Raw genomic sequence first — 16,321 nt, forward strand, 5'->3', positions numbered from 1 at the left:
GCTTCACTTTATAAATAGTTTTACTATCCTTACGCTTCCCTTCCACCAATTCTGTCCATTATCCAATCAATCGCTTTTAAACCAACCCTTGGGCGTTTCATGAGCGCTGACTCTCTGCGCTGTTACCACTTAAAAAAACCTATTTGCAGAGTCATCCTTTTTTGGGCTGTAATGAAACGCTGAGCGCTGTATCTTGAGGTGGTTTGGGTATTAATGCGCTATACTGGCGCAAATTTTTTTATATTAGATATTATGGCTCTCAAATCGACTATTATGAAGGCGCAATTATCGCTTAGCGATATGGACCGCCACGTATACCAAGACTTTAATTTAACCTTGGCACAACACCCATCAGAAACCGAGCAGCGGTTGATGATCCGCTTACTAGCATTTGCACTTAATAGCTGTGATGGATTAGAGTTTACTAAAGGTTTATCTGTCGATGATGAGCCTGCACTTTGGCATATTAATTACAGTGAAGAGATAGAGCTTTGGATAGAGCTTGGGCTACCTGATGAAAAACGCCTTAAGAAGGCCTGTAATAAAGCTAAAAAGGTGGTGCTATATACTTATGGCGAGAACAATCAAACTATTTGGTGGCAAAAGCATCAACCTAAGTTATACGAGTTTAAAAATTTAAGTATTTTTAGTCTTGATTATGCTGCCACTCAGTTATTAGCTGCGTTGGTTAATCGTAATATAAAATTAGCTATTACCATTCAAGATGGCGAAGTTTGGGTTAATACCGACAACACCAATATTGAAATAAAACCTCAGCAATTAATGTAACTATAACGATCTGGAGGCTTATGAAGGTTAAACGCGTTATTGTTTTACATGGCTTGTATATGTCTGGGCTAGTTATGCGCCCATTATGCTCGCGTTTAGAGGAATCGGGCGTTGACGTTTTAAACCTAACGTATAACACACGAGACCCTAATAAGGGTGCTATTTTTGCACAAATTGATGACTTTATCGGCAACCAGCCTTCAGCGTTGGTATGCCACTCTATGGGAGGTTTAGTTGCACGGGCCTACTTAGAAGCAAACTCAGCAGCAAGTCATTACGTTGAAAAAGTAATTACTTTAGGCACGCCACATACTGGCAGTCATATTGCCGAAAAAATGCAACAAAAAGGGTTCGAACTATTATTAAAAAACAGCGTTGAGTTTTTATTATCTAAAAACGTTAACTGGCCTTTTAAAGCCAAATTATACAGTATTGCCGGCGACTTACCCATTGGCTTAATGCCACTTATTATAAAGGGCAGCCGCTCTGATGGCACAGTGCTATTAGATGAAACTAAGCTCAAAGGTATGGCTGAACACAAAGTATTTCATTTAAGCCACACCAGCATGATTTACTCTCGTCAAGTGGTTAACTATATTCTTGAGCGCTTGAGTGAGGACTAACCCTCTTCAGCAACGACGGCTATTTTATAACCAATCAAAAATAGGATGGCAAGCACCAGTGGCATAGGTGCTGCAATGTAGCCAAAGGTATCAAAGTTTGCAAAGCTTGCACCGGCTAAATGTGCGACTAGCCCAACAACAAACGCGACCAACGCAATACCTATATTAATTAGCTCAGCTTTATTTTGTTAACGTGTTTTAGCTTCCATTTTTCTCTCCGCATAGTATCAAGTAACCTCTTAAACTCGATAAAATACTTTCTATCAAGTTGGGTTAAACTCATTATGCACTTTACTTATGCGTGTTTTTTGACCTAAATCAATAAATAAAATAAGTATGAGCTGCGCCTGCTAAAAGCTTGTTTTAGATCATAAATTGCCGTTTATCAGCATTGTTTATACTACAGAGGGCCGTAATTTTATAAATCGTCCCCAGATCTATAATATAATTACCAACCGTACTAATTTTTGTTATGTTTTAATAATTATATTAATACATGAAAACGGTTACTAAAGGAGCGAAATATGTCGCAAGTAAATGCAATCGGTTTAAACAGTTCAAAAAGTGAAGATATAATTAAGTCGCTGAATACGTTATTGAGTAGCTACCAAATTCAATATATGAATGCACGCGGATTTCATTGGAATATCAAAGGCCGAAACTTTTTTGAATTACATTTAAAGTTTGAAGAAATTTATAATTTATTGTTACTGAAAGTAGACGAAATCGCAGAGCGTATTTTAACCCTTGATGGCGCACCACTGCATGCGTTTTCAGATTACTTAGAAGTAAGTAAAATTAAAGAAGCTAAAGGGATTAGCGATGGCGTAACCGCTGTTGAAAACTTACTTGCCGGATACAGCAGCTTAATAAAAATGCAGCGTGATATTTTAGCTCAAGCTGGTGAAGCTGACGATGAAGGAACAGCATCATTAATGAGTGATTATATTACCGAGCAAGAAAAGCTGGTATGGATGTTAAAAGCCTATCTAGATTAAGTTTTAAATTATTTTTAAAATTAAAAAGCTTCGGTTGTTACTGAGGCTTTTTTGTAACGATTATTTATAAGCTGTGCTAGCGCTATGACAATGCGATAAAAAAAGCCATTTCAAGTGCTTTTTCTTCTAGGCTTTTAAAGCGCCCAGATGCACCACCATGCCCTGCATCCATGTCGGTTTTAAACACTAAAATATTATCATCGGTTTTATATTCACGCATTTTTGCCACCCATTTCATTGGTTCCCAATACTGTACTTGTGAGTCGTGCAAGCCAGTGGTGACTAATATATTGGGGTAAGGCTGCGCGCTAATATTGTCATACGGCGAGTAGGCTTTAATAATGTTGTAAAAATGAGGGTCATTTGGGTTACCCCATTCATCATATTCATTGGTTGTAAGCGGTATGCTTTCATCTAACATGGTAGTGAGCACATCTAAAAAGGGAACGTGGCAACCAACACCACAATAAAGTTCGGGTGCTTGGTTTACAACCGCTCCCATTAATAAACCGCCCGCACTGCCCCCAGAGGCAAACACTTTATTTTTATCTGCATAACCTTGCTCTATTAATGCTTTAGTTACATCTATAAAGTCATCAAAACTATTTTGTTTATGCTGTTTTTTTCCTTGTTCGTACCATGAGCGCCCTAGCATTTCGCTACCCCGTACATGTGCAATCGCATAAACAAAGCCACGGTCGAGTAAACTGAGTGACGTACTTGAAAAGCTCGGATCTATAGTAATTCCATACGCACCATACCCATATTGAAACAGCGGGTTTGAACCATCTTGTTTAAAGCTCTCTTTACGATACACCAAAGATACCGGCACTTTTACCCCATCACGAGCGCTTATCATTAACCGCTCTGATTGGTAGTCTTCTGGGTTAAAATCACCGAGTACTTTTTGTTGTTTAAGTAAGGTTTTTTCACCTGTGGTTAAATCAACATTACAGAGTGAACCAGGGGTTGTTAAGCTCGAATAATAAATGCGTGCCTGGGTTACATTCGGCTCAGGGTTCATGGCTATTGCAGCGTAATAACACGGATCATCAAACTCAAGGTTCATTCGCTCGCCGTTTTTATTAACCACAATAAATCGCACTTGGCCTTGTTCACGCTCACTCAGTACAACAAAGTCGTTAAATAACTCAACGCCCTCTAATAATACGTTTTCACGGTGAGAAGTGTGTGCTTGCCATTGATGTTTATCGGCAATGGTATTACTGGTTGCTGTCATCAGCCTAAAGTTTTTAGCCTGCCAGTTAGTCACAATATAAAAAGTGTCGCCAAGTTTATCGATATCAAATTCATGGCCTTCTTCACGCGGTATTAAAGCAGTAAACTCGCCTTGTGGTTGATTAGCATCCAGTATCCACATGTCATTAGTTTCTGTGCTGGCTAAATCAATAATAATTAAGCTTTCATCACGACTTTTACCTAACCCCATAAAAAAGCTGCTGTCTTGCTCTTCGTATACCAACACATCGCGGTGTTGCTCAGTCCCTAATTCATGTCTAAAAACTTGATAACCCAATAAGGTTTTTAAATCCTTTTTTACATAAAATACGGTTTTATTATCGTTCGCCCAAACAACTTGCCCTTCGGTATGTTCGAGTACATCGTCGAGCATGTCATTACTGTTTAAATTTTTAAACCATACTGTGTATATACGCCTGCCATCGGTATCTTGTGAGTACGCCATTAACTGCTCATTCGGACTTAGCGCCACTTCCCCTAACTCATAAAACTCATGCCCGCTAGCAAGTTCATTTACATCAAGTAGTAGCTCTTTATCTGTGGTTGCTATACTACTGCTGCGATAATGACGCGCATACTCATCATCTCCGCGAACCTCTGAGTGATACCAATACTGTCCATCTTTTACCGGTACCGTATTGTCATCTTTTACAATACGCCCTTTAAGCTCCTCAAATAATGTATTTTGTAATGGCTTTATTGCGGCCAATTGTGCATCACAATAGCTATTTTCTTGTGCTAAATGAGCAAGTATGTCGGCATTTTGTCGCTCATCATCGCGCATCCAATAATAGTCATCCACGCGCGTTTCACCATGAGTAGTAAGCGCATGAGCATGCTTTTTAGCAATAGGAAAATCAGGCAATAAGCTTAAAGAATAATAAGAAGAAGACACAAAAAAATACCGCTTAAAAAATAACAATGACGGCTAGTTTATCATAAAAATAAAAAAGCCAACCGACTTCATGATTGGCTTTTTATGTTGTAAATACACAGTGTTTAAAATTAACTTACTTTAAGTTTTTTACTAGCAAACAGGCGCTTTGGTAAGGCACTCATATCAGTTAGGATGATATACAAACACGGCACCAAAATAAGCGTGATCAAGGTTGCAAACATAACCGCAAAACCCAGCGCTACCGCCATTGGGATAACAAACTTAGCTTGCAAGCTGGTTTCAAACATAATTGGAAGTACACCCGCAAAGGTTGTGATTGAGGTAAGTAGTATGGGTCTAAAACGAGCACAGCCCGCCTCAATAACCGCATCTTTAATGCTAATACCAGCACGACGCGCTTGGTTAATAAAATCTGTCATCACTAATGAGTCATTAATAACCACCCCAGCGGCAGCAATTAAACCAAAACCCGACATTAAACTAATATCTAAGCCAAACCAAAAATGCCCCCAAATTGCACCGGTTAGGCTAAATGGAATAACCGACATAACAATCAAAGGTTGTGAGTAACTTTTAAGCGGTACGGCCAACAATATGTAAACTAAAATCATACCACCGATAAAAAACAGTAACTGTTCATCAGTTTGCGCTTGCTGTTCCTCTATTGCACCACCTAGCTCTGACTTAACACTCGGATATTCGTCCAGCAACTGTGGTAGAAGGTTTTCTTTGACTTGCTTAACCACTTCGCCAGGCTCAATAACCTCTTCGTCTATATTGCCATATACATAAACCGTTCGATAACCACCTTCACGGCGAATATAACTAATGCCGGGCACTTCAGTAAGCTCAACTACGTCGCCAAGCAATACCTCTTTACCTTGAGGCGTGGTAACCACTGCATGCTTAAGTGATGAAAACGCTTCGCGGGTAAGTTTTGGGTAACGCACCATTACCCGCACTTCTTCACCACGACGAATAACACGCTGTGCTTCACCGCCGTAAAAACTTGCGCCCACCTGATTAGCAATCGATGCTAAGTCTAAACCTAAATCATAAGCAACAGGTTTTAAGCTCATTTGCACTTCTTTACTGGCAGGATCAATAGTAGAACTTATATCAAATAAGCCTTTTTGCTGTTGTAATAGTTGTATAAAGCGACGACCTGCATCATTAAGCGTATCGATATCTGAGCCATACAGTAAATAGCCAAATTCGCCATCACCACCTCCTCCGCCACCACCAACATCATCTTGAATAGTCAACGACTTAACGCCCGCAATGTTTGGCATGGCTTCACGCCAGCGACGAGAAAGCTCAAAAGCATTATATGGGCGCAACTCTTCATCAACCAGCGGTGCCAATAACTGCGCTTCTGTTCGGCCTTGATTAAATACCAACACATCGCGAATCATCTTCTGACCTTCTTCGCGAGCAGTTTGCTTGTCGACCTCTAATACCATCGCTTCTATTTGACGGATGGCATTAATTGTTTGAATATCAGATACATTATCATTCATTTGCACATTAATTTGTGGAAAATCATGCGGCACTTTAGGTGATGGGATCATTCGTACTTGCTTAGACGATATTAACGCAAATGTGAAAATTAGTAGCGCAATAAAACTAAATAACACTGTCCATCGCCACTTTATACAACTGACAATAAACTGCCTATACGGGCCATTTACAAAACCAAAAAAGCGCGTATTAAAGCGCGCGCGCCAGCCATTAGGATTAATAGGCGAGAAGTGCGTATGGGCGATATGCGCAGGTAATATCAACTTAGATTCAATCAAGCTAAATATTAAACACAAAATAACTACCACTGAAATACCATAGAAGAAGGCACTTTCAGGCCCACTTGAAAGCGTAAATGGCGCAAATACTGCAATAGTCGTTAGTACCCCAAAAGTGGCTGGAGTGGCGACTTTTTTAGCACCATTAACCACATTAACAACACCACCGCCTTTTTTCTCTATTTCGGTGTAGGCGCTTTCCCCTATGACTATGGCATCGTCCACCACAATCCCAAGCACCATAATAAAAGCAAACAAAGAGACAATATTAATGGTGACACCAAATAACGGCATCAACATCATCGCGCCTAAAAAACACACGGGTAAACCAATCATTACCCATAATGCCAGTTTAAAGCGTAAAAATAATGAAAGCATGATCGCCACCAAAATAGCCCCTTGAAACAAGTTGGCTTTCATCATGTCTAAGCGCGCGTTTAAATAATAAGTAAAATCCATTAGCGGTTCTATACGAACACCCAATGGCAGCTCTTTATTTTTTTGATCAATATACGCTTTTACTGAATCAGCTACTGGAATAATATTTTGCTCTTCAGTGGCTTTTACTGATAAATAAACGGCGTTTTCACCATTAAACTTAAAGTAACGTTCGCCTTCAACAAATTGATCTTTAATAACGGCGATGTCTTGTAGCAATACTTTAGCGCCATTGGCACCAATTTTAACCGGAATTTGCCTAAATTCTTCACCTGAATAAAACTGATTTTCTACCCGAACAGAAATAACCCCGGCATCTGTTTTTAGCTGCCCAGCAGAAAAGTTAGCTGAATAACGACGCACTGCATTCGCCACATCAGAAAGCGTTAAATTGTATTGGCGCAGGGTATCGGGTTCTATCTCGATGGCAATTTCATCTAGTGGCACATCATTAACCACCAAGGATACATTCGATAGTTGCAGCAGCTCACTTTCAATTTTATTAGCGATGGGTTTGAGTTCGGTCAATGGTAAATCGGCCACCAACGTCATGCCAATAACATCTTGACGAAATTCTATTTGACTTATGGTGACCGGCTCCATACCTGCAGGAAATGTAGCAATCCCATCAACACGCAGTTTTACCTTATCGAGCACATCGGTGAGCTCAGCGTCGGTGTTAATTTCAAGACTCGCAGAGCCGCCATTACGAAAGGCCCGATACACTCCTTTTTTAATTTCTGTGATGTCTTTTAACGACTCTTCAATTTTGATTAGTATGCTTTCTTCAATTTCTTGTGGCGACGCCCCTGGGTAATTTGCCGATATACTAATATAGTTAACTTCTATATTAGGGAACATTTGTCGTTGAATAGTAAAGTAGCTAATTATTCCCATTACAATAATAAATAACATCATTAAATTGGCTGCTACTGAATTATTGGCAAAGTAAGCAATTAACCCAGTTTGCTTGGTGTTATCGGGTAGTTCGGTGTTATTCATAACTCATGCTACCTTTATAATTGTTCGCTTGATGCGCGCTCTGCAGCATCTGTATTATTTGATTCACCAAGCCCTGCTATTTTTACAGCCATGCCTTTTTGTGGGTATTCAGGTAAGGTAACAACAAGCTGATCATCGGCCTTTAAACCATCGCTAATATAAAAGTACTCTCCTTCTTCACGAATGACCTTTACCTTACGTGGTTCAAGCTGTTGCTCCTCGTTTACTATCCACACAGTTTGATTATTAACAAGCTCTTGCGGTAAACGATAGATATTATTAAGCATAGTGCCAGCAAAATTTACTTGTACATAGGTACCAAATTTAATTGCTGGCTGTTGATTGGTCAGGCCATAGGGGTCTTCAATTCTAATCACTAAGCTGCTCATACGCGTGGCGTTATCTACAATCCCTAAATCGCGGTCTATCACTGCTTGGCGAGTAAAACCATTTAATCCTGTTTTAATAACGGTTGCCGTTACTCCTTTAATGCGATCCGGTAAAAATACACTGTCAAAACCAGCAATAGGAATAATCACTTCAGCCGTTTCAATATTATTAAGTTCGGCAACTTGCGCGCCCATGCTAACAAACTGGCCCACACCCACGTTACGACTAATTACTAATGCATCGTATGGTGCAGTGATTTCACAGTTAGCTAAATCACGTTGCGCTCTTTTTAATGCCGCTTGTGCAGATTTAACCGATGCCTGGGCACTCAATACTTGAGGTTTACGTAAAAATAAGTCGGTGCGGGCTTTATTTGGGAATCGTTTTGCTTCGTCTTCTGCTACTTTGGCTTGCGCTTGCTCTTCAATTAACATCGCTTGCGCGCGGGCAAGTTCTGCTTCGGCTTGCAGCACGGCCGCTTCGTAGTTATCTGTTTCAATAGTAAATAAGGTTTCACCACGACTCACAATTCCACCCGCTACAAAGTTTGGGTGCCAGCTGGTAACTTCTCCCGATACTTGCGCTGAAAGTTGCGTGTTTTCTAGTGGTTGCACTTCACCATAACTATTAATTATTACTTGATGATCATTAGCTGAAACGGCTTCAACCTGTACGGTTGGACGAGTGTCGATGACTTCTTTTTTCTCTGACTCTTTTGCAATCGCGTTAATTGCAAAAAAACCCGCCACACCTAATGCCAATGCGACAAATGGAAAAGCCCATCTAAGTACATTACCTTGCATCTGTTTATTACTCCCAAATTACTATTAGCACTATGATACCAAAGCTTAATGAAACATTAACGTGACATTTGTAAGCAACTGTTACAAAAAAGTAATGGCAATCCCATTTAGCCTCTAAAAACGATTTAATTCAACGCCGAACATGTACTTTAAAAATGTATTGTTACAATTTTTTACCATTATAAATCATAAAGCTTATTGAATTTAGAAAATACTTTGATCGCATAGACATAATTAGCAAAACCCCACGCTATTTATTTAATGAAAATAGCGCCCTTGCTAAAGCCAGTGAGGCAAATATTAGCGAAGCTGTGCTTGCAAGTATAAAAATTGAAAAACACGAAGACGGTAAAATAGCCTTTAATGTTAATAAACTATTTTTAAGTGAAGCGCTACACAAAGTATCACCTACTCCTAACCCTGACGATAAAAACGCTAAAAAGCGCTTTAAAGTGGGTAAGTTGGACGATAAAAAATCGCGCATTATCAAACAACGCCCTTATCCTAACAACTTAGATGTGGTCGTCGATTATGTATTTACAAATAGCAGCCCTACAGTACGAGGTTCCAGTGCCGTAAGCGACCCGCGCAGTGTCTCTGTAAAAGTGCAGCACTCATTTGTTGCATTACCAAATAACAATTATCAACCGCGCTTTGACGATGCCCGCATCGGCTATTTTACTAATCAATTTGATAAAATGACCTCCACTGACTGGGCGCCTTACCAAGATGTCATTAAACGCTGGGATTTACAAAAGCAAGATCCTAATGCCGCACTTTCAGAGCCAGTAAAACCCATCACTTGGTGGATAGAAAACACCACGCCCATTGAGTGGCGAGATACAGTACGTGACGCCGCACTTGCTTGGAATACGTCATTCGAAAAAGCAGGTTTTAAAAATGCGCTAGAAGTAAAAATACAACCCGACGATGCCGATTGGGACGCAGGCGATATTAACTACAATGTACTGCAAAGCATGCAACCTTTGTATAACTTTATGCAGCAACAGCGTCGCGGGTTTAATCATTATGGTAAAAACGAAGACCCTAAGCCACACAACATGATTTTAAACATGCAAAAAAGCGTATTGGCGCAATTGCTACACCCAGCGGTACTACTGCGTATTTCAGATACCGCACTATATGGTAATGAATATAACCTAACGCAATTTATGGAGGATTTAACGGCGAGTATTTTTGTTGATAGCAAAACCGCTAATTCAATCAGCCACAACTTACAGATTGAATACGTTAACCAGCTGATTGCGGTTGCAGGGCTTGAAAAAGCAAGTAAGCACGATAACTTAGCAAAAACCGCCGCGCTGTATCAGTTAACTCAAATTGCAAACAGCAGCACACCTTGGGGCGCAGACACAGCGACCAAAGCACATAAAAAGTATATCGACCGCCTCATCAGCAAAGCGCTCGAAGCGTAACCAAGTACGCAGCAATAAGGCCGCACTTGCAAGTGCGGCCTTTTTTACACTTTCTCAAAGATAAATTGTGCCTTGCATATAGCGTACAGCCCGCCCTGTTAAAGTCACTGTATGATCACCTACATCACATTGCAGCTGCCCGCCACGGCTAGAGGCTTGATACGCATTAAGCGAGGTTTTCCCCAGCTGCTGCGCCCAATATGGCGCAAGGCCAGTATGAATAGAACCCGTTACATAGTCTTCATCACCACCACTTGCTGGCCAAAAATAACGCGAAATAAAGTCGTATTCTGCGCTTGGTGCTGTCGCCACTACATCTAGCGGGTACACTGTTTTAAGCAACGCAGAGTCTGTTTTAAGGTTTAGCACATTTTGCTCATTATCATAAATAGCAAAGTAAGCTTGCTGGTTTTTCAACACCTTAACAGGTTGTATAGACAAGCCGGCGAGTAGTTCAACGGGGATATCTGTTACAGCAAAAGGGGCTTGTTTTGGAAAGGTCATGGCAAAACTACCATCGCTATTTTTATTAATGACTAACTCTCCCACCGCTGCAGCGTAAAAACGAATGTGCGATAAATTGTGCTGCTCGCACAACACAAATGCCGCGGCGAGAGTTGCATGTCCGCAAAAATCTATTTCCATTAACGGTGAAAACCAACGAATAGCGTAGCTGCCATCAGCTTGGCGACAAGTAAATGCCGTTTCGGAGACATTATTTTCTGCGCCAATCTTTAGCATTAGCTCATCGGCAAGCCAAGTGTCTAAATCAATAACCGCTGCATAATTACCTTTAAATAATTCATTAGTAAAAGCATCTACTTGATGGATAGTCAGTTGCATCTTTTGCTCAATTTATTTGTAAGTGCTATAAACCTGCCACAAATTGAGCAAAAAGAGTATTAAATTTATCTCTTAAGCTACAACAGGCCGCGTTTTATAATACACAATACAGCTAAGTTGCGCGGCATTAGTCAGTAAAATCATCACAAACGTTAAAATATGCGACGTACTAGGTGCTGTCATCGCAAGCTCTGCAAATAAACCGCAAACACCCGCGATAAACTGTAAACTAAAGTAACGAGAACTCAAGTTACTAATATCACCACTTTTGAGTGTTTTATAGGTTTGTGGCATAACGCGCACCGAACTCATAATCAAGCCAACAAAAGTAAGCCATGTGAGAACATTGGCGGTCTCTAGTTGTGGATTAGCTAGTAGTAAAAACGGCAACAATGAAAAGCCTAGCATCGCGCTCAACTGAATCCGCTCTCTAGTTTTGGCGTTATATCGAGCAAAATAATATAAAATCAACCCACTTAAACACCCTGTCACTACAAACGGCAATACCATGTAGTAACGCTCAAAAAAAAGATTAAATGTAATAAAATAAATACTTTGCGCCACACCAAAGGTCATCATTAATAATGATAGACCCGACACACTGCGGTTCTTACGAATTTTATTTAGAAGTGGCAAAAAACTAAATGCTAAAATAAATGATGATAAAATAGGCAGGTAATGTGCCAAAGTAGACCTCGCTCGTTATATAAGTGTTAATAAAAAAACAAATAAAAACATTTTTCAAACAATTTTTTTTAAAGCTTTTGTTTACAGGCGCGCATTGTAGAGCTGACTAGGTTTTATACAAGCTTGACACTCACTTTCGTTTTACTGGGTGGCAACTTGAGTATACACAAATCGTTATTAAAACTTCACAACACCGCCTTTTCATTAATTGCAATACAAATGATAACTGTTATCATAATCGTATAGTTAAATTAACATATAAGTCGTTGGCAATGAGAAAAACACTGTTTAAAGTTCATAGTTGGTTGGCGCTAATTGCCATTATTCCGTTAATTGTTATTAGTATAACTGGCAGTGTTTTAGTGTTTAAAAGTGAAATAGACGGTTTACTCATGCCCGACAAGCACTTTGTAGTTCAACAGCATGCCAAGCGATTACCTATGGACTCGCTAATTGATAAAGCCGAAGCTGCTTTTCCTGAATATGTAATAGGCAGTTGGGAGCTATTTAATAATACCACTGCTGACAGGCTTTATTTGGTAAAACGTGGAACTGACGATTGGTATAAATTGCACCTAGACCAGTATACAGGAGAGATTTTATCAGAGCCGGTAAGCACGACTCATTATTTTACAGACTGGTTTTTAGAACTTCATTACACCTTTTTACTTAATGATTTAAAAAGCTTACCAGGGCAAACTGGCACAGTATTAGGCTTCTTTTTTGCCCTATTTTTATTAACACTCGGTATTACCGGCTTAATTATTTACCGTAAATTTTGGCAACGGTTATTTAGTGTACGCTGGCGTGCAACCTTACAAATAGTACTCAGTGACATTCATAAAATGACCGGCGTGTTAGGCTCCCCAATCCTGATTGTTTTAGCAATCACGGGGGGCTACTTTAATGGTGCGGTGTGGTATCACGAAGTAATAGAGCATGCAGAGGAAGAGCACTTTATAATTACAAATAATTTATACAGTGATGACATTTCTTTTGAACATATTCTTAATGACAGCAAGTTACAAATCCCCACTTTTAACACTACTTTTTTAGTTTTCCCACGCGAACCCGATGAAAACATTACTCTCTACGGCGAAGTAAATACTAATAACCCGTTAACCAGTGAATACGCTAATACTGTTACTTATAATAAACACACTGGCGAGCATATGGCTAACTGGGATATTCGTGAAGTAGGCGCTGGCTGGCAAGTAATAGATAGCTTTAGAAAGTTACACTTTGGTTATTTTGCAGGGCTAATTGGTAAAATACTCTGGTGTATTGTTGGCCTAAGCCCTGTATGGCTTGCTGGAACGGGGTGTTATTTATGGCTTACCCGCCGCAAACGTAAAAAGCATTCACACAAAAATCGTGTCATGCAACGACGAAGCGCGAATGCTTGATAATCACGCCACTTCATTACAGGGTTAATCTAAATAATGAAGTGGTTTATTAAAAAGTGAATAGCCGAACTAAATAGGCGTTTACAGTGAGTAGTAAAAGCTTAACCATGCACGCATTTCATCTTCAAAACTGTCGCCTTCAACACGCGACAACCCAGCATTAAAAGTTAAATCGTTTACGCCCGCAGACCCCATGCCAAAGCTAAAGTCACCTTGGTATTTTAAACCGTAACTTTGTGCATAAACGCTGCCACCTAATTGATGCTGAGTATAATAAAGCCACGGCATACCTTCTTTATAAGTAACCCCGCCGCCATACCCTTGGTAACGCTCGGCAGTAGCACTGTAAAAAGGCAGATCAGCTGCAAACACAAACTCACTACTATAGTTTTGATTGATAATATTTGAACTAAATCCCCCTAGCGCAAGGCGTACATCGTCTCGCTGTTTTTGTGTGAAATTAATGTATAAAGGAGCGCTAAATACCTTACCAAATATACTGGCGTCTAGGTCATAACCCTGCCAATTGTTTTCATCTCGTCCTTCGTACCAACGGGCATTTACACGTTGCCCTATAGCAAAAGTTTGGCGGTCATATTGCCAACTTTGAGCAAAGCCTACACTCGCCCAACGGGTATGGCTTTGTTTGTAATCGGTGTAGTTATAAGCCAGCACAGGCGTTAAACTTAATTGGCCAAATTTTAGTGGATAGTGCATTGCTGCAAACCCGCCACGGGCATCTCTTTTATTATTTAAATTGCTTTGGCTTAAAACTTGATATTGGCGTGAGGTATCTAAGCTGTAGTCAAACAAAGCGAGTTTAAACTTAATATCAAGCGCATTATATTTAGCATTTACAAACCCGCCATGTAATACGCTATCGTTTAAATCAATGCTATAACCAGCTTGCAGGTCTAGCTGCTTTAATAAGTCACTGCTTTTAATACCCATACTTAATAAGCTGGTCGATGCAGAATAATACTGAGATCCCAACGCAAAGGTTGCGTGCTGATCAAGTACCGTATAATCGCGCTGTTCGCCAACTTCTTGGGTGTATACTTTAGCCTCAGGCAACGTGTGCTCATTAACCATTAATAGCGGGGCTTTGTTATTAATCGCTAAATCGGTCACCGTGGTTTTAATACGGGTATTTGCTAGGCTTTTTATATCAGGGCCGTCGGCATTAATTGATAAATAAAGCAGTGTTTCATCTTCCATTTCAATCGGGTGTGCAACCGCTTCTTGCCCGTTAGTTAAACGTGTGAGGGTATTATTTGTTATATGATAATTGTAAATATCAGTGGCGTTATTTAAACCCGCGACAAAATAGATGGATTCGCCATTTTGGCTAAAACTAGGTTGGGTTAAATATTGATACCCGTTTGGCATAGGCACAGGCTGGCTAATACCACTGTCAACATCTTGTATATACATTTGCCAGTTTTCATTCAAAGAGGCTGATAAATATACTAATTTTTTATTGTTGGGGCTAAGCGTGGGGTAATCGTATGCGGTATTTAAGCTTTTTTTGAACAAAGGCGTTATGGCATCAGTATTTATATCAACTTTTACTAATTCAGAATAACCATCGCGTATTTGCTCTGCGTACAAAGTCTCACCGTCGCTTGTGGCACTAAAGCGTCTTAGCCCTGCAAGTTCGGTCAGCTTTTCTACGTTGCCAGTTTCAATGTCGTAGCTAAATGCATCAGACACCCGATTATAAATACCCGTCTCTTCAGTGCTATAGGCATTAAAATAAAGTGTAGTGCTATTTACCCATTGAGGGTTTGCTATACCTGCCCGGTTTATTTGATTAAGTACGTGTTTTTGTTCGCGCTTAAATACACTGGGTACAGTATCAGGAATATCCTTAGCATCGTCCTCAAGCAATTGCTTTTTCGCCTTAGTAAATTGCTGTTGTGCCTTAGCGTTATCACTGGTGCTGTAAATAATAAGCTTGGTATTACGCTTTGCATCACGCTCAACAATCGCAAGCTTACTGCCATCATGTGAAAGAGCTGGATGGCTTGCGTATAAATCAAGCTCAAGCCATAGTTCACTATTGAGCGATTGCTCCCCTTGCTCTTGCTGCATGACCTTATAGGTATATTCAGCTATAAAACGGCGATACAGCTTAGCCGCACTTTGTCCAAACACACCTTCAAATGCCTCATCAAAGTCACGCGACTTAACCGCCTGCATTCGGGTCCATACACTATCAAGTATTTGCTCAGAAAATGTTTGCTCTAGCCAATATAAAAACCGGCTTCCCATTAAATACGCCATAGAGCCGGCCATAAAGCCTTCATCACTATTTAATTGTCCATAAGTTGGCAACGCCCCTTGTTGGGCAAACTCTCTAAGTATTGACTCAGAATAGTTATCAAACAAACGCCCTCGACCAGTCATTTTAGATTCAATAAGGGTGGCATACCCTTCAGCAACCCAGCGTGGTGTGTCGCCATAGGTTAAATCGTAAAGATCCCACACCCCTCTAATTTTTTGTTGCCATTGGTTACGGGTAGGCTGGGCTAAATGAACTAAGTGAATGTACTCGTGGAGTATGAGTAATTGTTGCCAACCTGATGAATTTGATATCACAGTGTCAGACTGTGGCGGCGTGGTAAAAAGTGCCATAACGGGGTTATTAGAGGTCGGCAAGGCAAATCCATTAGCCGCATTAAGTGGGTCAAACACCACTACATCAACTGTTTTATCAAGCGCACGGTTTTGTTGCTCAAGCACTTTAGTGCGAACGATCTCAAGCTCCACCGCCGTCGATTTGGCAAAATCAGTATGCTCACTACTAAAGTGCACATTAAAATGCTCGGTATGAATGGTTTGCCAATTTGCTGCAAAACTTGGAAAAGCAAGTAATAAAGCAGATGCCAGCAGTGTCTGTTTCATAAAATTCCCTAAAATAATTCCTTAATGCACTAGATTATTATT

At 40.2% G+C, this 16,321-nt stretch carries 11 protein-coding genes and 1 pseudogene; 5 read left to right on the forward strand and 7 right to left on the reverse strand.

The genetic code is table 11. The features are described 5' to 3' along the window. Positions 1-252 precede the first annotated feature (252 nt). Complete coding sequence (locus AC6H44_RS14950; RefSeq protein ID WP_500738444.1) at positions 253-789, forward strand: YaeQ family protein; 537 nt, start codon at positions 253-255, stop codon at positions 787-789. 20 nt (positions 790-809) lie between these two features. Beyond that, a complete protein-coding gene (locus AC6H44_RS14955) occupies positions 810-1,412 on the forward strand; it encodes a PGAP1-like alpha/beta domain-containing protein (protein WP_500736466.1) in 603 nt (200 codons plus the stop codon). On the opposite strand, the gene AC6H44_RS14960 is transcribed toward AC6H44_RS14955, so the two are convergent. After that, a complete protein-coding gene (locus AC6H44_RS14960) occupies positions 1,409-1,564 on the reverse strand; it encodes a hypothetical protein (protein WP_500736467.1) in 156 nt (51 codons plus the stop codon). The genes AC6H44_RS14955 and AC6H44_RS14960 overlap by 4 nt on opposite strands. A 372-nt stretch (positions 1,565-1,936) precedes the next feature. On the opposite strand from AC6H44_RS14960, the gene AC6H44_RS14965 reads away from it, so the two are divergent. Continuing rightward, the gene (locus AC6H44_RS14965) at positions 1,937-2,410 is read left to right on the forward strand and encodes a Dps family protein (protein WP_500736468.1); all 474 of its coding nucleotides are present in this window, start codon (positions 1,937-1,939) and stop codon (positions 2,408-2,410) included. An 82-nt stretch (positions 2,411-2,492) separates the two neighbouring features. On the opposite strand, the gene AC6H44_RS14970 is transcribed toward AC6H44_RS14965, so the two are convergent. From AC6H44_RS14970 to AC6H44_RS14980, 3 genes are all read right to left on the reverse strand, one after another. Next, a complete protein-coding gene (locus AC6H44_RS14970; protein ID WP_500736470.1) occupies positions 2,493-4,565 on the reverse strand; it encodes a S9 family peptidase in 2,073 nt (690 codons plus the stop codon). 110 nt (positions 4,566-4,675) lie between these two features. Further along, positions 4,676-7,807 (reverse strand): efflux RND transporter permease subunit, encoded by a 3,132-nt coding sequence (locus tag AC6H44_RS14975; protein ID WP_500736471.1) that lies wholly within the window; start codon positions 7,805-7,807, stop codon positions 4,676-4,678. Between the two features lie 14 nt (positions 7,808-7,821). Continuing rightward, on the reverse strand, positions 7,822-9,000 hold the full coding sequence (locus tag AC6H44_RS14980; RefSeq protein ID WP_500736472.1) for an efflux RND transporter periplasmic adaptor subunit: 1,179 nt from the start codon (positions 8,998-9,000) through the stop codon (positions 7,822-7,824). Positions 9,001-9,191: 191 nt separating this feature from the next. Here AC6H44_RS14980 and AC6H44_RS14985 point away from each other — a divergent pair. Beyond that, a pseudogene (locus tag AC6H44_RS14985) lies at positions 9,192-10,436 on the forward strand (DUF5117 domain-containing protein); the annotation flags it as partial. Between the two features lie 54 nt (positions 10,437-10,490). Here AC6H44_RS14985 and AC6H44_RS14990 read toward each other — a convergent pair. Together AC6H44_RS14990 and AC6H44_RS14995 are read right to left on the reverse strand one after the other, a co-directional pair. Then, on the reverse strand, positions 10,491-11,279 hold the full coding sequence (locus tag AC6H44_RS14990) for a PhzF family phenazine biosynthesis protein (protein ID WP_500736473.1): 789 nt from the start codon (positions 11,277-11,279) through the stop codon (positions 10,491-10,493). A gap of 72 nt (positions 11,280-11,351) precedes the next feature. Next, positions 11,352-11,966 carry a PQ-loop domain-containing transporter gene (locus AC6H44_RS14995; protein ID WP_500736474.1) on the reverse strand — a complete coding sequence of 205 codons (615 nt, stop codon included), beginning with the start codon at positions 11,964-11,966 and terminating at the stop codon, positions 11,352-11,354. A gap of 272 nt (positions 11,967-12,238) precedes the next feature. Between AC6H44_RS14995 and AC6H44_RS15000 the strand changes: the two genes are divergently transcribed. After that, positions 12,239-13,372, forward strand: coding sequence for a PepSY-associated TM helix domain-containing protein (locus AC6H44_RS15000; protein ID WP_500736475.1), 1,134 nt, complete (start codon positions 12,239-12,241; stop codon positions 13,370-13,372). 81 nt (positions 13,373-13,453) lie between these two features. Here the strand turns inward: AC6H44_RS15000 and AC6H44_RS15005 are convergent, their stop codons facing one another. After that, entirely contained in the window at positions 13,454-16,279 is a 2,826-nt protein-coding gene (locus AC6H44_RS15005; RefSeq protein ID WP_500736476.1) for a TolB family protein, read from the reverse strand. Positions 16,280-16,321 lie beyond the last annotated feature (42 nt).

Source organism: Pseudoalteromonas sp. TAP-3C, assembly GCF_059888565.1.